Origin of the sequence: Streptomyces sp. NPDC058796 (assembly GCF_042745235.1) — a bacterium.
Lineage (GTDB): Bacteria > Actinomycetota > Actinomycetes > Streptomycetales > Streptomycetaceae > Streptomyces.
This window is the reverse complement of record NZ_JBHYOP010000004.1, coordinates 464,741-483,910: the sequence shown is the minus strand read 5'-3', so window position 1 is coordinate 483,910 and position 19,170 is coordinate 464,741. Positions and strand designations below refer to the sequence as shown.

The following is a 19,170-nucleotide window of genomic DNA, read 5'->3' as shown; positions in this document are numbered from 1 at the left end:
GTCTGAATCGACGGTTACGAGGACATGACGTGTGGGATAGCGGGGGGCTTCCGGCGGTGGGGTGCACGCCGGGATCCCCCTCCGGTCCGGAAATCGCCGGCTGCGATCGTGAACCGGAGGACCCGCCCCGTGCGATGAGGAGACGTGAGCGAGACGAGAAGCGACGGCGAGCTGCTGCGGGCCGTCGCCGCCGACGGCGACCGGCGTGCCTTCGAGGAGCTGTACCGCCGCTACGCACCCTGGCTGACCGCCCGCCTGCGCGGCCGCTGCGCCGACGCCGGCGTCGTGGACGACGTCGTGCAGGAGACGTTCCTCGCGGTGTGGCGGGGCAGCGCGCGCTACCGGCAGGACGGGGACGTGGCCGGGTGGCTGTGGCGGATCGGGTCCCGGCGGCTGATCGACGTGATGCGGGGCGACGGGGCTCGGGGCCGGCTGCGGCAGGCGCTGGCGCGGCTGCGGCACCGGGACGAGGCCTCGGCCGAGGAACGGGTGCTGGCCGGTGTGGAGCACGGCGACCTCGCCGGCGCGCTCGTGCGGCTCTCGCCTGAGCTGCGCGCGGTGCTCCAGGCCACCGTCGTCGACGGGCTGACCACCCGCGAGGCGGCCGTCCTGCTCGGCATCCCGCCGGGCACGGTCAAGACACGGGCGATGCGGGCCCGCCGACAGCTGCGGGAGGCGCTGGCATGACCTGGCACGTTGACGAGGCCGACCTGCGGGCCTACGCCCGGGGCGAGCTGGCGGCACCCGTCCTGTGGTCCGCCGACGCCCACCTGACCGCCTGCGCCCACTGCCGCGCCGTCCTCGCCGAGGTGAGCGACCCCGTCGCCCTGGACGCGGGGTGGGAACGGCTCGACGCAGAGCTGGACGCCCCGAGGCCGGGGTGGTTCGAGGGCCTGCTGGTGCGGTGCGGCGTCGGGGACGGCACCGCGCGGCTGCTCGCCGCCACCCCCGTACTGCGCCGCTCCTGGCTCGGTGCGGTCGCCACCGTACTGCTGACGACGTTCCTCGTCGCCTGGACGGCGGGCGCGGCCGACCGGCCCACCCTCTTCCTCGCCGTCGCACCGCTGCTGCCGCTGGCCTCGGTGGCGCTCGCGTACGGGCCCGCGCTGGACCCGACGCACGAGATGGCCGTCGTCTCGCCGCTGCACGGCTTCCGGCTGCTGATGATCCGTACGGTCGCCGTGCTCTTCGTCGCGCTGGGCGTGGGCGGGCTGGCGAGCCTGGCCATGCCGGGGTACGGATTGCGGGCGCTCGCCTGGCTGCTGCCCGGGCTCGCCCTGACCGCGACCGGGCTGGCGCTGACGCCCCGGCTGGGGCCGGTGGCCGCGCCGTCCGTCGTGGCGGGGGCGTGGGTGGCGGTGCTGCTGGCCGCGGACGCGGCGGCTCCGGCCGGGGACGACCCGCTGGCGCCGTTCACGGCGGCCGGGCAGGGCGTGTCCGGGCTGGTGGCCGCGCTCGGCGCCGGGCTGCTGTTCCTGCTGCGCGACCGGTTCGACGTGTCCGCGCGCGGTGTCGTGTGAGCGCCGCCCCCCTCCCTCACTTCTTCCACTCGAACCTCTTGTACGGGAGTGCCGTATGACCCCCACCGTTTCCGCCTCCGGGCTCTGCCTCTCCTACGGCCGGACCCGTGCCCTCGACGACGTGTCGCTGCGGCTCACCCCGGGCGTCACCGGGCTGCTCGGACCCAACGGCGCCGGGAAGACCACCCTCCTGCGGGTGCTCGCCACCGCCGTGCCCGCCGACCGGGGCGCGTTCACCGTGCTCGGGCACGACCCGGGGAGCGCGCGCGGGCGCCAGGAGGTGCGGCGGCGGCTCGGGTACCTGCCGCAGACGCCGGGCTTCCATCCGGACTTCACCGCGTTCGAGTTCGTCGACTACGTCGCCGTCCTGAAGGAGATGACGGGCCGGGCCGCCCGGCACCGCGAGGTGCGGCGCGTGCTGGAGGAGGCCGGGCTGGGCGACGTGCGCGGGCGGAAGATCAAGAAGCTGTCCGGCGGGATGCGGCAGCGGGTCGCGCTCGCGGCCGCGCTGGTCGGCGACCCCGGCTTCCTGGTGCTCGACGAGCCGACCGTGGGCCTGGACCCGGAGCAGCGGATGCGCTTCAGGGAGCTGATCGCCGGGGCGGGCGAGGGGCGCACCGTGCTGCTCTCCACCCACCAGACCGAGGACGTGGCGATGCTCTGCAACCGGGTGGTCGTCATGGCCGCCGGCACGGTGCGCTTCGACGGCACCCCGGCCGGACTGACCGCACGGGCCGCCGGACGCGTGTGGAGCAGCGGAGCGCGCGACGCGGGCGCGAAGGCCGGGTGGCGTACCGGCGACGGGTCGTTCCGGAACGTGGGCGATCCGCCCGGGGGCGCCGAGCTGGTCGAGCCCACGCTCGAGGACGGCTACCTGCTCGCCCTCGACGGCGCCGCCGGCAGCGACGCGGAGGTGGCCGCGTGAGCGCCGTACTGACGACGACCGCCCCGGACGACGTGGACGCCGGTCCCCGCGGGGCGGGCGCGAAGGCCGTGTTCGCCCTCGCGCGGTTCGAGGCGCGCCGGATGCTGACGAGCATCCCCGTCGTGCTGGTCTTCCTCGGCTACATCGCCTGGATCGTGTGGCGCGGCCGCAGCGCCGAAGACGGCTACCCCGCCCTCCAGGACGCCGACCGCGCCACCCAGAGCATGCCGATGTTCGTCGGCCTCGCGGTCCTGGTCGGCGTCAACTCCGCGATGCTGCGGCCCCAGCGGCACGGCACCGAGGCGCACTTCACCGTGCTGGTCCTGCCGGCCTGGCACCGTACGGTCGCGCACGCGCTGTCCGTCGTACCGGCCGCCCTGCTCACCGCGGTCTGCGTGGCCGGGCAGTTCGCCTGGGCGGCCCTCAAGCCGGGCGCGGTCGGGCACGGTTCACCCGCCGAGCTGGCCGTCGGACCGCTGACGGTGCTGCTGTTCGGGATGCTCGGGGTGCTGCTGGCGCGGGTGCTGCGGTCGCCGCTCGCCGGGCCGCTCACGGTGGTGCTGCTGCTGTTCGCCTTCGTGCTCGGTACGGGACCCAGCGGCACGGACGGCACCTCCTGGCTCTCGCCGGTGGTCGCCGCGATCAGCGGCGACACCCTGCCCTCCGAACTGCTGGGCCGGCCCGCAGCCTGGCACGCCCTCTACCTGACGGGCGCCGCCCTGTTCGCCGCCTTCCTCGCCGTGCTCCTCGCCGGCGGGCGGAACCCGGTCGTGCGGGCGGGCGTCGCCCTCACCCTCGCGCTGGCCGTGACGGGCGGGGTCCTCCAGGCCCGGGGCGTGGCGCCGTCGCCGGAGCTGACCGCGGCCCGGGAGCGTGCCTCGGTGCGGCCGGAGCAGACGTGCGTGGAGCGCGGCGGATCGACGTACTGCGCCTTCGACGAGTGGGTCCCCCGCGTCGGCGCCTGGGCCGGCGTCGTGGAGCGGGTCCAGTCCCTGGCGGGCGGTGCCGCGCAGGAACGGCGGATCGTCGTGCGGCAGCGGATCGACGCCCGGTACGGGCTGGAGGGCGACGCCGCGATCCCCGCGCTCACCGAGCCCGGCCAGGTGACCGTGGGCACCGCATGGGGCGGCAACCGCGTCCCCGAGTTCTCCAGTGCCGTCGCCGCCGTGCTCGTCGCGGGAACGGAGGCGGCCGGGAGCGAGCTGTGCGACGGTCGGATGGTCACCGTCATGTGGCTGTCCCTGGCCTGGCAGGACGACCCGATGGACGCCCTGCGCCGGGTCCGGCTGGACGACAGCGTCAAGGGCTCCGCGATCGTCCTGTCGCCCACCGACCCGCTGACCATGACGGAGGGCCAGACGGACGTCGTGCGCCGGCTGCTGGAGAACCCGCCGGCCGGGGTGGGCCGGCGGGTCAAGGAGCACTGGGACGCGCTGACCGCCCCGGGCGTCACCACGGCCCGGACAGCCGAGCTGCTGGGTGTGAGGGGGCCGGACAAGGCGGACTCGTGCGAGGAGTGACGCGCGCCCTGGTCGTCCCCGTGTGGCGCACGCTGCCGTGGCCGGCCCTGGCCGCAGCCGGAGCACTCGGCCTGCTGGCCGCGTCCACGCCCGCCCTGACGGGCGCGGAGCCCGCCCCCTGGCAGACGCTCGTCCTGCTCCGGGGCGTCGCGCTCATCGGCGCGCTCGGCCTGGCCTTCCTCCTGGACGACCCGGCCCGCCACCTCACCACGCCCGTCCCCGTCCCGCGCCCGCTCCGGCAGGCGCTGAGGGTGGCCCTGGTCGCCCCGCTCGCCGCCCTGTGGTGGACGGCCGTACTGCTCGTCGCCCCGTCGGCGTCCCGGCCCCCGGCCGGTGACATCACCCTGGAGGCGGCGGCGGTGGGCGTGCTGGCCCTCGCGGCCGCCGCGACCGCGGTACGGCTGACGGACGAGGCGCGTCCCGGCCCGGCGGTGGTGGCGGCCCTGCTGCTGGCGGCCGTCGCCGCGCCCCTGCTGGCGCCGGAGGGCTGGGCACTGTTCGTCCCGGCCGAGGACCCGCGGTGGCCCGAGGCCCACGACCGGTGGGCGGTGCTGCTGGTGGCGGTGACCGTGGCGTGGGCGGTGTGCGGCCCGGAGCCGGTGGGACGGCGCGACGGGGCGGCCTGACGGGCGGCGCGCCTCACGTCTCCGTGCGGTACATGAGGTCCGTCTCGTGGGTGACGAACCCGAGGCGTTCGTAGACGGACACCGCCGCCGTGTTGTCGGCGTCGACGTACAGCATCGCCGTGGGCAGTCCACGCTCCGCCAGGTGCCGCAGGCCGATGGTCGTCAGGGACTTGCCGAGGCCGCCGCCCTGGGCGTCGGGGCGGATGCCGAGGACGTACACCTCGCCGAGCCGTTCCTCGGCGTGCGTCTTGGTCCAGTGGAAGCCGATCAGCTCCCCGTCCCGCTCCGCCAGGAAGAACCCCGCCGGGTCGAACCACGCCTCGGCCTTCCGGTCGTCGAGGTCCCGCTGCGTGAGCGAGCCCTGTTCGGGGTGGTGGGCGAAGGCGGCGGCGTTCACCGCGAGCCAGGCGGCGTCGTCCCGGCCGGGCACGAAGGTCCGCACGGTCACGCCCTCGGGCAGACGCGGGTCCGGCAGCTCCAGGCCGGCCAGCGGGCGCCGCATCTGGCGCAGTTCGCGGAAGAGGGTCAGCCCCAGCACCTGCGCGAGGTGCCGGGCGGCGGAGTGGCCGCCGTGCGCCCAGATCCGCAGCCGCTTGCCGGAGGCGGCGAGCAGCGCGGAACCCAGCGCCCGCCCGTGTCCCCGCCCCCGGTGCGAGGGGTGGACGACCAGCTCGGCGGCCGGGGGCTCGATCGGGTCGGCGCCCTCCAGTTGGGCGTAGCCGACGAGTTCGCCGCCGTCGACGGTGAGCAGCAGGTGCGAGACGCCCTCCCGCGCCGGACCGCGCAGTTGCAGCCGCCCCTGCTCGGACACGGCCTGCTGACCGTCGTACCGGGCGGCCTCGGCGAGCAGGGCGAGGACGGCTTCGGTCTGCTCCGGGGTGAGTTCGGAGAGGGTGTCGATCGAACGGGAGCGGCCGGGCCGCACGGTGTCGTCGCTGGTCATGCGTACGAGGGTAAGGGGCGGGTGCGGCAAAGCGGCGGTGGTCGCGGGAGTTGGGCCGATGCGGAGGTACACCAGGATGTAACCCGTCGCCCCCTGTCGCGCTACGCGCGTTGACTCTAGGCTGCTGCGCCGACGAGCCGTCTCCTCAGCGGCTCGCGCTCACGCACACCCACAGGGGGGCGCATGCCAGCCACAGCACAGTCGCACCATCCGCGCCGCAGACGCCGTACGACCCGTCTGCTCGCCGCTGCCGCCACCGTCGTCACCGCGGGCGCGCTCGCCGCGGCGACACTGCCGGCGTCGGCGAGCACGGCCGGGAACCACCGGGGCCACGGCGGTCCTGGAGGCCACGGCCACGGTCATGGCCGCTACCAGGACGTCCAGCTCCTCTCCTTCAACGACCTGCACGGCAACCTCGAACCGCCCGCCGGATCCTCCGGCCGGGTCACCGAGATCCAGCCGGACGGCACGACGGAGACGATCGACGCGGGCGGCATCGAGTACCTGGCCACCCATCTGCGCGAGGCGCGCAAGGGCAACCGGTACTCCATCACCGCCGCCGGCGGCGACATGGTCGGCGCCTCCCCCCTCCTCTCCGGCCTCTTCCACGACGAGCCGACCATCGAGGCCCTGAACAAGCTGGACCTCGACGTGACGAGCGTCGGCAACCACGAGTTCGACGAGGGCGCCAGGGAACTGGCCCGCCTCCAGAACGGCGGCTGCCACCCCACCGACGGCTGCTACACCGACAAGGAGTTCAAGGGCGCCGACTTCCCGTACCTGGCGGCGAACGTCCTCGACGAGAAGACGAAGAAGCCCATCCTGAAGCCCTACTGGGTGTGGAAGCAGCGGGGCGTCAAGGTCGGTTTCATCGGCGTGACCCTGGAGGGCACCCCGGACATCGTCTCGGCGGAGGGCGTCAAGGGCCTGGCCTTCAAGGACGAGGTCGAGACGATCAACAAGTACGCCGACGTGCTCCGGCGCCAGGGCGTGAAGTCCATCGTCGCCCTGGTCCACGAGGGCGGCTTCCCGGCCTCCTCCTCCTACAACTACGACTGCGACTCCCCGGGCGCGGGCGACGGCATCTCCGGCCCGATCGCGGACATCGCGAAGAACGTGACGCCCCAGGTGGACGCACTGGTCACCGGCCACACCCACGCGGCGTACGTCTGCACGATCCCCGACCCGGCGGGCAAGCCCCGCATGGTCACCTCGGCGTCGTCCTTCGGCCGCCTCTACACGGACACGACGCTGACCTACGACCGCGCGACGGGTGACATCGCCCGTACGGCCGTGAAGTCGGCGAACCACGTGGTGACGCGGGACGTCCCGAAGGCGCCGGACATGACCCGCCTGATCGACAAGTGGAGCACCCTGGCCGCCCCCATCGGCAACCGCGCCATCGGTTACGTCTCCGGCGACATCGACCGGGGCGGCACCGAGTCCCCGCTGGGCGACCTGATCGCCGACGCGCAACTCGCGTACGGCAAGTCCCAGGACCCGGAGACCGACCTGGCCCTGATGAATCCGGGCGGCATCCGCGCGCCGCTGACCTACGCGGCGTCGGGCGCCGAGGGCGACGGAGTCGTCACCTACGCCGAGGGCTTCACGGTCCAGCCCTTCGCCAACACGGTGAACCTGAAGGACTACACGGGCGCCCAGCTCGTCCAGGTCCTCAAGGAGCAGGTCACCGGCCCGAACGAGGCCTCCCCGAAGATCCTCCAGATCTCCTCCGGCCTCACCTACACCCTGGACCTGACCAAGTCGGGTGCGGACCGCGTCGTCACGGACTCCATCCGTCTCGACGGCGCGCCCATCGACCCGTCGGCCACCTACCGCGTCGCCTCCAACAGCTTCCTCGCGGGCGGCGGCGACGGCTTCCCCACCCTCGACGAGGGCACGAACGAACTGGTCGGCGCGGACGACCTGACGGCCCTTGAGCAGTACCTGACGGCCAACTCCTCGGCCGCCGACCCGATCGAGCCGCCGGCGGCGGACCGGATCACGGTCGTGCAGTAGGCGTTGCGCGTCCGGGAGCGGGGCCCGGCGGCCGCACGGGGTGCGGACGCCGGGCCCCGCTCGGCTACTTCTGCCCCCCGTCGGCCCCGCCCGTCTCCGGCGGCGGTACCGGCGCTCCCGGCAGGCGTACGGTCGCCGTCGTGCCGCCGCCCTCGCCCGGTATCAGGCTCACGGTGCCGCCCGCCTGCTGCACCGTGCGGGCCACGATCGACAGGCCGAGGCCCGAGCCGGGCAGCGCGCGGGCGGACGGGGAGCGCCAGAAGCGGTCGAAGACGTGCGGGAGCTCGTCGGAGGGGATGCCGGGGCCCTGGTCGCGGACGGTGAGGACGCCGTCGGCGAGACGTACGTCGACCGTGCCGCCCTCGGGGCTGAACTTCACCGCGTTGTCCAGGATGTTGACGACCGCGCGTTCCAGGGCGGCCGGCTCCGCGCGCACGTACCAGGGGTGCACGTCCGCCGTGATGGTCAGCTCCGGTCCGCGCAGGCGGGCACGGCGCAGGGCGGACTCGACGACGTCGTGCCAGGCGAGGATGCGGGACTTGCCCGCGTGCTGGCCCGTGTCGGGGCGGGAGAGCTCCTGGAGGTCGCCGATCAGGGCGGCCAGTTCGGCCATCTGGGCCTTGACCGAGGTGAGCAGGGCCCTGCGGTCCGCCTCCGGGATGGGGCGGCCGGTCTCCTCGCTGCGGGTCAGGAGTTCGATGTTGGTGCGGAGGGAAGTGAGCGGGGTGCGGAGTTCGTGGCCGGCGTCGGCGATGAGCTGCTGTTGCAGGTCGCGGGAGCTGGCCAGGGACGAGGTCATCGAGTTGAAGGAACGGGAGAGGCGGGCGATCTCGTCCTCGCTGTCCTGCTCGACCGGGATGCGGACGGTCAGGTCCTCGGTGCGGGCCACGTGTTCCACGGCCCGCGTCAGTTCGTCGACGGGACGCAGGGCGGTCCGGGCCACCCAGAGGCCCGCGGCGCCCGCGCCGACGACCCCGGCGCCCGCGACGAAGACGAGCACCAGCGCGAGGTTGCTGAGGGAGCTGTTCACCTCGCTCAGCGGGCGGGCGGCGGAGACGGCGACACCCAGCTCGGGCAGCACGCTGTAGGTGTAGACCCGGTACTGGGTGCCGTCCGGGCCTGTGGCGTCGTGCAGGGCGTCCTCGGTCCTGCCCTCGGCCACGGCACGGTCGGTGTCGGCGAGCGGGACCTCTTCCATGCCGATGATCAGGCAGCTTCCGCCCTTGCCGTCCACGAGCTGTACGGACGAGCCGAAGGGGTTCTGTTCGTGGGTGACGGGGTCGTGGGCGCACTCACCGGTGCGCAGGTTGACGTACTGGCTCACCTGCTGCTTGCTCATGCGGTTCGCCTTCAGCGCCTCGTCCAGCGAGCTGACCAGCACGCTCTTCACCACGAACCAGCACGCCACCGCCGCCGCCGCGACCGCCAGCGCCACCGCCGACGCCACCAGCAGCGACAGCCGCGCCCGGATGGGCAGGGCCCGGACGCGGCGGGCCAGGCTCGTCACTCCGCGCCGCCCTGCCGCAGGACGTAGCCGACACCGCGCACGGTGTGGACGAGGCGCGGCTCGCCGGCCGCCTCGGTCTTGCGGCGCAGGTACATGACGTACACGTCTAGGGAGTTGGAGGACGGCTCGAAGTCGAAGCCCCAGACGGCCTTGAGGATCTGCTCACGGGTGAGGACCTGGCGCGGGTGGGCCATGAACATCTCCAGGAGGGTGAACTCCGTGCGGGTCAGTTCGACCGGGCGCCCGGCGCGGACGACCTCCCGTGTCGACAGGTCCATGGTCAGGTCGGCGAAGGTGAGGGTGTCGTCGTCCTCGGCGGTGGCCTCCACCGCCGCCGCGTACGAGCTGCGGCGCAGCAGCGCGCGGATGCGGGCGAAGAGTTCGTCGAGCTCGAAGGGCTTGACCAGGTAGTCGTCGGCGCCGGCGTCCAGGCCGGACACCCGGTCGCCGACCGTGTCGCGGGCCGTGAGCATGAGGATGGGCGTCGTGTCGCCCGCGCCGCGGATGCGGCGGGCGGCGGTCAGGCCGTCCATGCGGGGCATCTGGATGTCGAGGACGACCAGGTCGGGACGGTACGCCGACGCCTTCTCCAGCGCGTCGGCGCCGTCGACGGCGACCTCGGTGTCGTAACCCTCGAAGGCGAGGCTGCGCTGGAGGGCTTCGCGGACCGCCGGTTCGTCGTCGACGATCAGGATGCGCTGGATCTCGCGGTCGCGGTCACGGTCGCCGTCTGCGGGGCTCATGGGCTCGGGTTCCTCGGATGCGGTGTCGGGTGCGGCTGCCAACGTCTTCAGCCTCGCATGTTCGCGGCGGCCTCGGGCAGCCGCGTGGGACGCCCGCTCAGCCGTCGGCGCCCGCGCGCAGCTTGGCCAGGTCGGCCTTGACGGTGTTGATCGGGATGGCGAAGCCGAGGCCGACGCTGCCCGCGCCGGCGGAGGACTCGGCCGACGAGTACATCGCGGAGTTGATGCCGACGATGTTGCCGTTCATGTCGATCAGCGCGCCGCCGGAGTTGCCCGGGTTCAGGGACGCGTCGGTCTGGATCGCCTGGTACGTCGTCGTGGACGAGCCGGTGTCGCCGTTGAACTCCCGGCCGCCGAACTCGAAGGGCCAGCCGCCGCCCTGCTGCTGTTGCTGCCGGCCCTCGTCGGTCGAGACGGTCACGTCGCGGTCCAGGGCCGAAACGATGCCGCTGGTCACCGTGCCGGTGAGGCCCTCGGGGGAGCCGATCGCCACGACCTGCTGGCCGACCTTCAGGGCATCGGAGTCGCCGAGGGTCGCGGCCTTGAGGCCGGAAGCGTTCTCCAGCTTGATCAGCGCGAGGTCCTTGCTGCTGTCGGTGCCGACGACCTCGGCCGTGTACTGCTTGCCGTCGTTGGTCGTCACCTTGACGGAGGAGGCGCCGGAGACGACGTGGTTGTTGGTGATGATCTCGCCGTCACCGGTGATGATCACGCCGGAACCGGTGGAGGATCCGGCGGGCGAGGTGGCGCTGATCTCGACGATGCTCGGGCTGACCGACGCGGCGACGCCGGAGACCGTGCCCTTCTGACTGGAGGGCACCACGTTGGTGCTGCTGGAGCTGGAGGCGACGGTGTCGCCGCCGGTCAGCTCCTGGATGCCGAAGGCGGTACCGCCGCCGACGGCCGCCGCGACGATCGCCACGGCCGTGAGGAGGGCGACCGGGCCGCGCCGGGCCCTGCGCTTCTCGCGCGGCTGCTCGGGCTGCCCGCCCTGGAAGGAGGCGAAGGAGGCGGCGGGCGGCTGGGCCGGCGGGGGCGGCCACTCGGGGTCGACGGGAGAGGAGGCGTGCTCGTGGGTTCCCTGGTACGGGTTCTCCTGTGCGTGCTCGTACTCGCCGTTCCGGCGGAGGCTCTCGGTCATGTCCATGAGCGTCCCGCCCGCGCATGAGAAGGGCCTGAGTGCTGCCTGAGAAGCCCGGCAGAACCTCGTATGCCCGATATAAAGACCCGCACGGCCGCCCGGAGGACCGCCGGAGGTTACTCGCAGCCGCAGGACTGGCGGACCACCAGCCGCGACGGGAAGACCTTCAGCCGCTCCCGCCGCGAGCCCGCCACCCGCAGGCCGTCGTCGAGGACCAGGTCCACGGCCTCCCGCGCCATCGCCGAGCGGTCGGAGGCGACCGTCGTCAGCGGCGGGTCCGCCAGGTCGGCTTCCTTGATGTCGTCGAAGCCGGCCACCGCCAGCTCGCCGGGTACGTCGATGCGCAGCTCGCGGGCCGCGCGCAGCAGGCCGATCGCCTGGTCGTCGGTGGAGCAGAAGATCGCGGGCGGCCGCCGCGGGCCGGAGAGGAGCTCGAGGGCGACGCGGTAGGCGTCGTAGCGGTTGTACGGGGCTTCGAAGAGCCGGCCCTCGGTGGAGAGACCGGCCTCCTTCATCGCCCGTTTCCAGCCCTCGACGTGGTCGGAGACCGGGTCGCCGACGGACGGGGTCTCGGCGGTGCCGCCCATACAGGCGACGTACTCGTACCCGTGCTCCAGCAGGTGGCGCACGGCGAGCTGGGCGCCGCCGAGGTCGTCGGTGACGACGGCGACGTCGTCGATGGCCTCGGGGCGCTCGTGCAGCAGGACGACCCGGGCGTCCCAGGCCTCGATCTCGGCGGCGGCCAGGTCGTTCAGGGCGTGGCTGACCAGGATCAGCCCGGAGACCCGCATGCCGAGGAAGGCGCGCAGGTAGTGGACCTCGCGCTCGCCGACGTAGTCGGAGTTGCCGACGAGGACCATTTTCCCGCGCTCGGAGGCGGCCCACTCGACCGCGTGCGCCATCTCCGCGAAGAAGGGCTGGCGCGCGTCCGGCACGATCAGCCCTATGAGGTCCGTGCGCCGCGACGCCATCGCCTGGGCGACCCGGTCCGGGCGGTACCCCAGCTCCTTGATCGCGGCGAGGACACGCTCGCGCGTGGCCGGGGCGACCGGCCGGGGTCCGTTGTTGATGACGTAGCTGACGACGGCGGTGGAAGTCCCCGCCAGTCGCGCCACGTCATCCCGAGTCACCTTGGCCACGCGCGGAGTCTACGCGGATGGAACCGCCCTGGGCAGGGCGTATCACACCTTGGTTGACGTCGCCCGCGCCGCGGGGTCCGCCTGCGGCCGGGCGTCGGTCTTCGCCTCGGCCTCCTGCGCCGAGCGCTCCGGCCTGTCCGACTTCTGTGGCTTCTCCGGCTTCTCCGGCTTCTCCGGCTTCTCCGGCGTGACGAAGCGGTAGCCGACGTTGCGCACGGTGCCGATCAGCGACTCGTGCTCGGGGCCGAGCTTGGCGCGCAGCCGCCGTACGTGCACGTCGACCGTGCGGGTGCCGCCGAAGTAGTCGTAGCCCCAGACCTCCTGGAGCAGCTGGGCGCGGGTGAAGACCCGGCCCGGGTGCTGGGCGAGGTACTTCAGCAGTTCGAATTCCTTGAAGGTCAGGTCCAGGACCCGGCCCTTGAGCTTCGCGGAGTACGTCGCCTCGTCCACGGACAGGTCGCCGTTGCGGATCTCCATGGGGGAGTCGTCGCCGACGATCTGCTGGCGGCCCATGGCGAGGCGCAGCCGGGCCTCGACCTCCGCCGGGCCCGCGGTGTCCAGCAGTACGTCGTCGATGCCCCAGTCGGCGGTGACGGCGGCGAGGCCGCCCTCGGTGACGACCAGGACCAGCGGGCAGCTGAGGCCCGTGGAGCGCAGCAGCTGGCACAGGCTGCGGACCTGGGGAAGGTCGCGGCGCCCGTCGACGAGGATCACGTCGGCGCCGGGGGTGTCGACGAGCGCGGGGCCCTCCGCGGGCGCGACGCGGACGTTGTGCAGCAGCAGGCCGAGGGCGGGGAGCACCTCCGTCGACGGCTGGAGGGCGTTGGTCAGGAGCAGCAGAGAACTCATCGCGCCCCACCTGCCTGGGTCGTCCTGTGGTCGTGCCCGGTTCGCTCGCCCATAACGTCTGGTTCCTCCTGGGTCCCTGCGAGGACGTTTGCGGCACTGCTTCGTACGGTGGTGCAGGTGGCGGGTCCCGTGCCCGTGGGGCCCGCCGCGCGTCCGGGAGGTGAACGCCCGGCGGCCGCCCGGCATCGCTCCCGAAAGCACAAAAGGACCCGGGGGCTACGTTGCCCGAGTCCTCTGCCCAGCAGAATAGCCGACATGAGCAACCGACCGGCAGGTCATGTGGCGCGTTCCACCATTCGTCCGAATGCCGAGACGTCCGGCGAGACACCCGCGGACAGGTCCCGGCGGACGCCGCGCCGCACGCCCGCGCGCACCTTCCTCCACACGCCCGACGGGGTCCGGATCGACGCCGTGTACGAGCCCGGCGCGACCACCCGCGGCACCTCTGACCTGGTGTTCGTCGTCGCCCACGGGTTCACCGGCGACGCCGACCGCCCGCACGTCCGCCGGATCGCGGAGGCGTTCGCGCGCCACGGCGCCGTCGTCACGTTCTCCTTCCGCGGGCACGGTGCCTCCGGCGGCCGGTCCACCGTCGGCGACCGCGAGGTGCTGGACCTGGCGGCCGCGGTCACCTGGGCGCGCGGCTTCGGGCACGCCCGCGTGGTGACCGTCGGCTTCTCCATGGGCGGCTCCGTCGTCCTGCGGCACGCCGCGCTGTACGCCGGCGACCGCGAGGCGGCCACGGACGCCGTGGTGTCGGTGAGCGCGCCGGCCCGCTGGTACTACCGGGGCACGGCACCCATGCGCCGGCTGCACTGGCTGGTGATGCGGCCCGCCGGGCGCCTGGTGGGCCGCTACGGCATGCGCACCCGTATCCACCACCGGGACTGGGACCCGGTGCCGCTGTCGCCGGTGGAGGCGGTGCCCCGGATCGCGCCGAGGCCGCTGCTCGTCGTGCACGGCGACCGGGACGGCTACTTCCCCCTGGACCACCCCCGGATGCTGGCCGAGGCGGCCGGTGACCACGGGGAACTCTGGGTGGAGCCCGGCATGGGCCACGCCGAGCACGCGTCCGGCGAGGGGCTGCTGCACCGCATCGGCGACTGGGCGGCCGCGCGAGCGGGCTAGCCTGACATGGTTCACCGCCGAACGGCACCGACGCCGATCGGCACCGGCGACGAAGGATCCAGATGGCAAAGGTCACGGTGCGCTACTGGGCCGCCGCGAAGGCCGCGGCGGGGGTGGCCGAGGAGGCGTACGACGCGGCCACGCTCGCCGACGCGCTCGGCGCGGTGCGCGAGCGGCACCCCGGCGAACTCACGCGCGTGCTGCTGCGCTGCTCGTTCCTCGTCGACGGCGACCCCGTGGGCACGCGCGAGCACGAGGCGGTACGGCTGGCCGACGGCGGCACGGTCGAGGTGCTCCCGCCGTTCGCGGGAGGATGAGCATGACCAACCAGCCGCATCAGCCGTACGGGCAGAACCAGCCGTACGAGGGGTACGACGCCCAGGCGTGGCCGTCCGGGCAGCAGGCGTACCAGGACCACCAGGGTTACCAGAACGGGTACGAGGGCCCGGACGCCGCCCAGTACACCCAGCAGTGGCAGGGGCAGACCTGGGAGACCCAGGTGCAGCCGCCGGTCTCCGCAGAGGAGACGGCGTACCTCCCGCCGCAGCAGCCGCAGCAGCCGTACCAGGAGTACCAGGAGTACCCGCAGGCATACGGGTACCACTCTGGGCCGCAGCCGCAGCCCTACGAGCACCAGCCCCAGCAGTACCAGTCGGTCACGCCCTCCCCGGCGTCCCCGACGGCGCCTGCCCCCGCCCCCGCCTCCACCGACGAGCCCGGCTACGGCCCCGCGACCCTCGCCGGGAACACGCGGATAACGGACGCCCAGCGTGCCCGTGCCGAGGGGCGTTCGCCGATCATCGACCCCGGCATGCAGCCGGCGGGACTCACCGCGCTGCTCGGTCTGCTGCTGGCCGTCGGGGCGGCGCTCGGCACGTACGCCCTGCTCGTCCCGCTCGTCGTCCTCCAGGCGGTCACCGCGGCCGGCTGGTTCCGGCTGAACGGGATGTGGCCCGCCCGGCAGGGCATCGCCCTCGGCTTCGCCGCCGCGCTCGCCGCCGACGCGGCGATGCTGGTGTCGGACCGCTCCCCGGCGGCGATCATCGGCACCCTCGGGGTATGGGTGCTGCTCTCCCTCGTGCTGCAACTGCGCTCGCACGCCGACCCGGACGAGCGGATGTACGGCCTGATGGCGACCATCGTCGCGGCGGCCCTGGCCGTGGTCGCGGGCGGGTACCTCGCCGCCGACGCGGACGCCGTGACGGTCGGCGCGATCGCGGCGGCCGTCGCCGTCGTGGCGCGGGCCCTGCCGCTGCCGACCGCGGCGTCCCTGGTCGTGGCGCTGCTCGCGGCGGCCGGGGCGGGGATCGCGGCCGGCGCGATGACGGACTTCGGGGCGTCGGGGGCGCTGCTCGGCGCGGGCGCCGCGGTGTGCGCGCTGATCGGCCACCGGGTGGCGGCGTACGACTACCCGTCCCGCTTCGTCCACTTCACGGCGGGCGTGGCCCTGCCGCTGGCCGCCGCGGCGCCGGCCGTCTACCTGCTGGGCCGGGCACTCGGCTGAAACCGGCCGCCTGTCACAGGTGATCGACAAAAATCCGGTGGCCCTTGTCCGGCGCGTTACTCTCGCGCTGGACGGCCGCCGGTCGTCGGAGACCGCCGTCAATCGACCGCCCAGGTGGGGGAACACCGCATGCGTGCACTGCGAATACTGTTGATCGTCGTCGTGATCCTGGGCGGTCTCTTCGTGATCGCGGACCGGGTGGCGGTCAACTTCGCCGAGGGCGAGGCGGCGGACCAGCTGCGAAGCACCGAGAACCTGGCCTCGACGCCCGACGTCTCCATCAACGGCTTCCCCTTCCTCACCCAGGTCCTCGGCGGCGAGCTGGACGACGTCGAGATCGGCATCGACGGCTACGAGGCGTCCACCGGTGACGGCGCCGAGAAGATCCGCATCGACCACCTGCGCGCGAACATGAAGGGCGTCGGCTTCTCCAGCGACTTCAGCTCCGCCACCGCGGCCACCGCCACCGGCACCGCGACCATCGCCTACGACGAGCTGATGAAGGCCGCCAAGTCCGAGCCCACGGACATCGCGCCGGGCATCACCGCGAAGGTCGTCGGTCTCTCCGACGGCGGCAACGGCAAGATCAAGGTCTCTCTCCGGGCCACGGCGTTCGGCGTCGAGCTGCCCGAGCCGGTCGACGTGCTCAGCTCGGTCACGGTCAAGGACAACAACGTCGAGGTCGTCGCCGACGGACTGCCGGAGATCGGCGGCAAGGAGCTCGCCGAGTCCCGCATCCGGGCCATCACCGACTTCCAGCAGACCATCGACGAGCTGCCCGGCGGCGTGCAGCTGGACAAGGTCGAGGCGGCGAAGGACGGCGTCGAGATCACGGTGAAGGGTGCGGACGTCAGGCTGGCCGGGTAGCGCGGCGACTGGGCGTCCGACTGGCGAGACGTCGCAGTCCGCAGCGTAGATGTACGGCGGTGCGTCCGGGCCGGGAGGCGGCGTGCGACCGCCCGGGGAGCGTAGGGCATCCCGCATGGCGGACAATCGTGTCTCATAATTCGACACGCCGGTGACACGCCCCGCTGTCCGTCCCTACGATCGGGACTTATGAAGCGACAGGCGGATCTCACGAAGCGGCGGGCAGTCGACCTGTGCCGTGTCGCCGCCATGCTCTGTCGCACCGTCTGAGCGGACGGCGACGCCGCCGTCCGTGTCCCCTCGCCCGCCCTGCCCAGGGCACCCGCGCGCCGCCCCGGCCTGAGCGCGCACACCCTCTCACCGCACGCCCCGCCGCACCTGCCCCGGAGGAGAAAACATGAGCCGCAGCGACGTCCTGGTCGACGCCGACTGGCTGCAGGACCACCTGGACGACCCGACCATCGCGATCGTCGAGGTGGACGAGGACACGTCCGCGTACGACAAGAACCACATCAAGAACGCGATCCGGATCGACTGGACCCAGGACCTCCAGGACCCGGTCCGCCGCGACTTCGTCGACCAGGAGGGCTTCGAGAAGCTCCTGTCGAAGAAGGGCATCTCCAACGACCACACCGTGGTCCTCTACGGCGGCAACAACAACTGGTTCGCGTCCTACGCCTACTGGTACTTCAAGCTGTACGGCCACGACAGCGTCAAGCTCCTCGACGGCGGCCGCAAGAAGTGGGAGCTGGACGCCCGCGAGCTGGTCGACGGCACCGAGGTGCCCGAGCGCCCGGCCACCGACTACAAGGCCAAGCCGCAGGACACCTCCATCCGTGCCTTCCGCGACGACGTCGTCAAGGCGATCGGCGCGCAGAACCTGGTGGACGTCCGCTCGCCCGACGAGTTCTCCGGCAAGCTGCTCGCCCCCGCCCACCTCCCGCAGGAGCAGTCGCAGCGCCCGGGCCACGTCCCGTCCGCCCGCAACATCCCGTGGTCGAAGAACGCCAACGACGACGGCACCTTCAAGTCGGACGACGAGCTGAAGCAGCTCTACACCGACGAGCAGGTCGACCTGGCGAAGGACACCATCGCCTACTGCCGCATCGGGGAGCGCTCGGCCCTGACCTGGTTCGTGCTGCACGAGCTGCTGGGCGTGGAGAACGTCAAGAACTACGACGGCTCCTGGACCGAGTACGGCTCCCTGGTCGGCGTGCCGATCGAGCTCGGCGCCAACAAGTAAGCCCGCCCCCTCTCAACTTCTCAGGAGTACGACATGTGCGGAGCGAAGGCCGGCGGCCCCGACGCCTCGACGATCAAGCCCGGTGAGACCACGATCCAGGGCCACGTGACCCGCGACGGCGAGCCGGTGACGGGCTACGTCCGTCTGCTGGACTCCACCGGCGAGTTCACGGCGGAGGTCCCGACCTCCGCGACGGGCCAGTTCCGCTTCTACGCGGCCGAGGGCACCTGGACCGTCCGCGCGCTCGTCCCGGGCGCCAGCGCCGACCGCACGGTCGTCGCCCAGCAGGGCGGGCTCGCGGAGGTCGCGATCGCCGTCTGACGGCGACTGCGGCGGCGAGGGGCCGCACCCCACGGGTTGGACGCCCGGGGTGCGGCCCCTCGGCATGTCCGCGGCCCGGGTGCGGACCTACCCTGGAGTCATGTACGCGCGGCGGCGGCATCGCTACTTCGTGATGATGGGCACCTGCATCGCGCTGTTCGTCCTGGCCTGGGGCGTCGTCCGGCTCTGGTCGGTCCCCGCGGCCGTCGCCATGTGCGTGGTCGCCATGGTCATCCCCCCGCTCGCCGCCGTCGTCGCCAACCGCCGCGGCCCCGACGACCGCTGGTGGGACGACCCCTCCGGCGACCCGAAGTCCGACGAGTGGTGGGACGAGCTGGACGGCAGGAAGAAGTCCCACTAGCCAGTTCAGTTCCAGGCCTCAGGCGCCCCGGGCCCTCGGTCCCAGGCGCTCCCTACCCCCGGTCGAGCCCCCCGACGAGCCGTTCCAGGCAGCGCACCGCCAGTTCGGCCGGTGATCCCGGGCCCTTTGCGCCCGCCTCCGTGCCGGCCCACGTTTCCATGGCGATCCGGATGGCGTCGGTGGCGGCGGCGGCCACCAGCCGTACCTCCAGAGGGTCCGCCATGCCGTCCGTGAGGCGCGCGACGACCGGGACGAGCCGCTCCTCGGACTCCTGGTTCACGCGGTACCACACGGCGCGCAGCGCCGGATCGTCCTGAGCGGCCCGCAGCAGCCCGCGCGTACGCAGCATCGCCTCGGCGGCCTGGGCGTCCGGGACCGCCAGCGCCTCCTCGACCGCGGTGCGCAGTGCCGGGCCGAGCGGGGTGCCCGGCTCCGTGTCGGCGAGCAGCCCCCGCCAGCGGTCGGCACCGACGGTCAGCAGCGGACCGACCGCGTCCTGCTTGGAGCGGAAGTACCGGTAGAAGGTGCGCAGCGCGACCCCGGCGCGCCGGGCGATCTCCTCGGCCGTCGTGGCGTGCGGGCCCTGGGTGCCGAACAGCTCGGCCGCCGCGTGCGCGATGTCGAGCTGGGTGGCGGCCTTGCGGCGCTCGGTCAGGGACGGGGTCGGCGGCTCGGTGCTCACCCCAGAAGCGTACGACCCGCGACCGTCCGGCGGCATGTCGTGACGTAGTGGCAAACCGTGCCACCTAGGCGTACCGTGAAGTGCATCGGGGCGCCGCAGGACAGAGAGCGGGCGCCGTAAGGGACCGGCCGA

21 protein-coding genes are annotated in these 19,170 nt (G+C 73.3%); 14 read left to right on the top strand and 7 right to left on the bottom strand.

All coding sequences use genetic code 11. From position 1 onward, the window contains the following. The first annotated feature begins 144 nt into the window (after window positions 1–144). Genes ACFW47_RS14115 through ACFW47_RS14095 form a run of 5 tightly spaced genes read left to right on the top strand, consistent with a single transcriptional unit; the run spans window position 145 to window position 4,591 of the window. Complete coding sequence (locus tag ACFW47_RS14115; RefSeq protein WP_386305920.1) at window positions 145–687, top strand: RNA polymerase sigma factor; 543 nt, start codon at window positions 145–147, stop codon at window positions 685–687. Next, on the top strand, window positions 684–1,520 hold the full coding sequence (locus ACFW47_RS14110) for a zf-HC2 domain-containing protein (RefSeq protein WP_386280405.1): 837 nt from the start codon (window positions 684–686) through the stop codon (window positions 1,518–1,520). The genes ACFW47_RS14115 and ACFW47_RS14110 overlap by 4 nt, the downstream gene beginning before the upstream one ends. Window positions 1,521–1,575: 55 nt before the next feature. After that, the gene (locus ACFW47_RS14105; RefSeq protein ID WP_386305919.1) at window positions 1,576–2,445 is read left to right on the top strand and encodes an ABC transporter ATP-binding protein; all 870 of its coding nucleotides are present in this window, start codon (window positions 1,576–1,578) and stop codon (window positions 2,443–2,445) included. Next, window positions 2,442–3,965 (top strand): ABC transporter permease, encoded by a 1,524-nt coding sequence (locus tag ACFW47_RS14100; RefSeq protein ID WP_386305918.1) that lies wholly within the window; start codon window positions 2,442–2,444, stop codon window positions 3,963–3,965. Before ACFW47_RS14105 ends, ACFW47_RS14100 begins: the two co-directional genes overlap by 4 nt. Then, complete coding sequence (locus ACFW47_RS14095) at window positions 3,953–4,591, top strand: ABC transporter (RefSeq protein WP_386280414.1); 639 nt, start codon at window positions 3,953–3,955, stop codon at window positions 4,589–4,591. The genes ACFW47_RS14100 and ACFW47_RS14095 overlap by 13 nt, the downstream gene beginning before the upstream one ends. 13 nt (window positions 4,592–4,604) lie before the next feature. Here the strand turns inward: ACFW47_RS14095 and mshD are convergent, their stop codons facing one another. After that, window positions 4,605–5,534 (bottom strand): mycothiol synthase, encoded by a 930-nt coding sequence (mshD, locus tag ACFW47_RS14090; RefSeq protein ID WP_386280416.1) that lies wholly within the window; start codon window positions 5,532–5,534, stop codon window positions 4,605–4,607. Window positions 5,535–5,717: 183 nt separating this feature from the next. On the opposite strand from mshD, the gene ACFW47_RS14085 reads away from it, so the two are divergent. Further along, a complete protein-coding gene (locus tag ACFW47_RS14085; protein ID WP_386305917.1) occupies window positions 5,718–7,553 on the top strand; it encodes a bifunctional metallophosphatase/5'-nucleotidase in 1,836 nt (611 codons plus the stop codon). A gap of 64 nt (window positions 7,554–7,617) precedes the next feature. Here the strand turns inward: ACFW47_RS14085 and ACFW47_RS14080 are convergent, their stop codons facing one another. The 5 genes from ACFW47_RS14080 to ACFW47_RS14060 form a co-directional block, all read right to left on the bottom strand. Then, entirely contained in the window at window positions 7,618–9,060 is a 1,443-nt protein-coding gene (locus tag ACFW47_RS14080; protein ID WP_386305916.1) for a sensor histidine kinase, read from the bottom strand. Then, a complete protein-coding gene (locus ACFW47_RS14075) occupies window positions 9,057–9,803 on the bottom strand; it encodes a response regulator transcription factor (protein ID WP_386305915.1) in 747 nt (248 codons plus the stop codon). Before ACFW47_RS14075 ends, ACFW47_RS14080 begins: the two co-directional genes overlap by 4 nt. Window positions 9,804–9,900: 97 nt before the next feature. Next, complete coding sequence (locus ACFW47_RS14070; RefSeq protein ID WP_386305914.1) at window positions 9,901–10,950, bottom strand: S1C family serine protease; 1,050 nt, start codon at window positions 10,948–10,950, stop codon at window positions 9,901–9,903. 110 nt (window positions 10,951–11,060) lie between these two features. After that, window positions 11,061–12,083, bottom strand: a complete 1,023-nt coding sequence (locus tag ACFW47_RS14065; protein ID WP_386280456.1) for a LacI family DNA-binding transcriptional regulator — start codon at window positions 12,081–12,083, stop codon at window positions 11,061–11,063. A gap of 42 nt (window positions 12,084–12,125) precedes the next feature. Further along, window positions 12,126–12,932: a winged-helix domain-containing protein gene (locus ACFW47_RS14060; RefSeq protein WP_386305913.1), complete on the bottom strand. Its 807-nt coding sequence runs from the start codon at window positions 12,930–12,932 to the stop codon at window positions 12,126–12,128. 255 nt (window positions 12,933–13,187) lie between these two features. Here ACFW47_RS14060 and ACFW47_RS14055 point away from each other — a divergent pair, with 255 nt between their 5' ends. From ACFW47_RS14055 to ACFW47_RS14020, 8 genes are all read left to right on the top strand, one after another. Further along, window positions 13,188–14,060: an alpha/beta hydrolase gene (locus tag ACFW47_RS14055; protein ID WP_386280460.1), complete on the top strand. Its 873-nt coding sequence runs from the start codon at window positions 13,188–13,190 to the stop codon at window positions 14,058–14,060. A 62-nt stretch (window positions 14,061–14,122) separates the two neighbouring features. Next, window positions 14,123–14,377, top strand: coding sequence for a MoaD/ThiS family protein (locus ACFW47_RS14050; protein WP_217245275.1), 255 nt, complete (start codon window positions 14,123–14,125; stop codon window positions 14,375–14,377). Window positions 14,378–14,379: 2 nt separating this feature from the next. Continuing rightward, on the top strand, window positions 14,380–15,564 hold the full coding sequence (locus tag ACFW47_RS14045) for a hypothetical protein (protein WP_386305912.1): 1,185 nt from the start codon (window positions 14,380–14,382) through the stop codon (window positions 15,562–15,564). A 129-nt stretch (window positions 15,565–15,693) separates the two neighbouring features. Further along, the gene (locus tag ACFW47_RS14040; protein WP_386280466.1) at window positions 15,694–16,431 is read left to right on the top strand and encodes a DUF2993 domain-containing protein; all 738 of its coding nucleotides are present in this window, start codon (window positions 15,694–15,696) and stop codon (window positions 16,429–16,431) included. A gap of 189 nt (window positions 16,432–16,620) precedes the next feature. Further along, a complete protein-coding gene (locus ACFW47_RS14035) occupies window positions 16,621–16,701 on the top strand; it encodes a putative leader peptide (RefSeq protein ID WP_350203226.1) in 81 nt (26 codons plus the stop codon). 127 nt (window positions 16,702–16,828) lie between these two features. Then, entirely contained in the window at window positions 16,829–17,674 is an 846-nt protein-coding gene (locus ACFW47_RS14030) for a sulfurtransferase (RefSeq protein ID WP_219187417.1), read from the top strand. Window positions 17,675–17,707: 33 nt separating this feature from the next. Then, window positions 17,708–17,995 carry a DUF1416 domain-containing protein gene (locus ACFW47_RS14025; protein ID WP_121747762.1) on the top strand — a complete coding sequence of 96 codons (288 nt, stop codon included), beginning with the start codon at window positions 17,708–17,710 and terminating at the stop codon, window positions 17,993–17,995. Window positions 17,996–18,095: 100 nt separating this feature from the next. Continuing rightward, on the top strand, window positions 18,096–18,356 hold the full coding sequence (locus ACFW47_RS14020) for a DUF3099 domain-containing protein (RefSeq protein ID WP_386280469.1): 261 nt from the start codon (window positions 18,096–18,098) through the stop codon (window positions 18,354–18,356). Between the two features lie 52 nt (window positions 18,357–18,408). On the opposite strand, the gene ACFW47_RS14015 is transcribed toward ACFW47_RS14020, so the two are convergent. Then, the gene (locus ACFW47_RS14015; protein ID WP_386280472.1) at window positions 18,409–19,038 is read right to left on the bottom strand and encodes a TetR family transcriptional regulator; all 630 of its coding nucleotides are present in this window, start codon (window positions 19,036–19,038) and stop codon (window positions 18,409–18,411) included. Between the last annotated feature and the right edge of the window lie 132 nt (window positions 19,039–19,170).

Bases quoted from the DNA above. Each gene is read 5' to 3' on its own strand.
- ACFW47_RS14035 (WP_350203226.1), top strand. From the start codon at position 16,621: ATGAAGCGACAGGCGGATCTCACGAAGCGGCGGGCAGTCGACCTGTGC.
- ACFW47_RS14050 (WP_217245275.1), top strand. From the start codon at position 14,123: ATGGCAAAGGTCACGGTGCGCTACTGGGCCGCCGCGAAGGCCGCGGCG.
- ACFW47_RS14030 (WP_219187417.1), top strand. From the start codon at position 16,829: ATGAGCCGCAGCGACGTCCTGGTCGACGCCGACTGGCTGCAGGACCAC.
- ACFW47_RS14085 (WP_386305917.1), top strand. From the start codon at position 5,718: ATGCCAGCCACAGCACAGTCGCACCATCCGCGCCGCAGACGCCGTACG.
- ACFW47_RS14060 (WP_386305913.1), bottom strand. From the start codon at position 12,932: ATGAGTTCTCTGCTGCTCCTGACCAACGCCCTCCAGCCGTCGACGGAG.
- ACFW47_RS14020 (WP_386280469.1), top strand. From the start codon at position 18,096: ATGTACGCGCGGCGGCGGCATCGCTACTTCGTGATGATGGGCACCTGC.
- ACFW47_RS14040 (WP_386280466.1), top strand. From the start codon at position 15,694: ATGCGTGCACTGCGAATACTGTTGATCGTCGTCGTGATCCTGGGCGGT.
- ACFW47_RS14045 (WP_386305912.1), top strand. From the start codon at position 14,380: ATGACCAACCAGCCGCATCAGCCGTACGGGCAGAACCAGCCGTACGAG.
- ACFW47_RS14055 (WP_386280460.1), top strand. From the start codon at position 13,188: ATGAGCAACCGACCGGCAGGTCATGTGGCGCGTTCCACCATTCGTCCG.
- ACFW47_RS14070 (WP_386305914.1), bottom strand. From the start codon at position 10,950: ATGGACATGACCGAGAGCCTCCGCCGGAACGGCGAGTACGAGCACGCA.
- ACFW47_RS14110 (WP_386280405.1), top strand. From the start codon at position 684: ATGACCTGGCACGTTGACGAGGCCGACCTGCGGGCCTACGCCCGGGGC.
- ACFW47_RS14025 (WP_121747762.1), top strand. From the start codon at position 17,708: ATGTGCGGAGCGAAGGCCGGCGGCCCCGACGCCTCGACGATCAAGCCC.
- mshD (WP_386280416.1), bottom strand. From the start codon at position 5,534: ATGACCAGCGACGACACCGTGCGGCCCGGCCGCTCCCGTTCGATCGAC.
- ACFW47_RS14105 (WP_386305919.1), top strand. From the start codon at position 1,576: ATGACCCCCACCGTTTCCGCCTCCGGGCTCTGCCTCTCCTACGGCCGG.
- ACFW47_RS14075 (WP_386305915.1), bottom strand. From the start codon at position 9,803: ATGAGCCCCGCAGACGGCGACCGTGACCGCGACCGCGAGATCCAGCGC.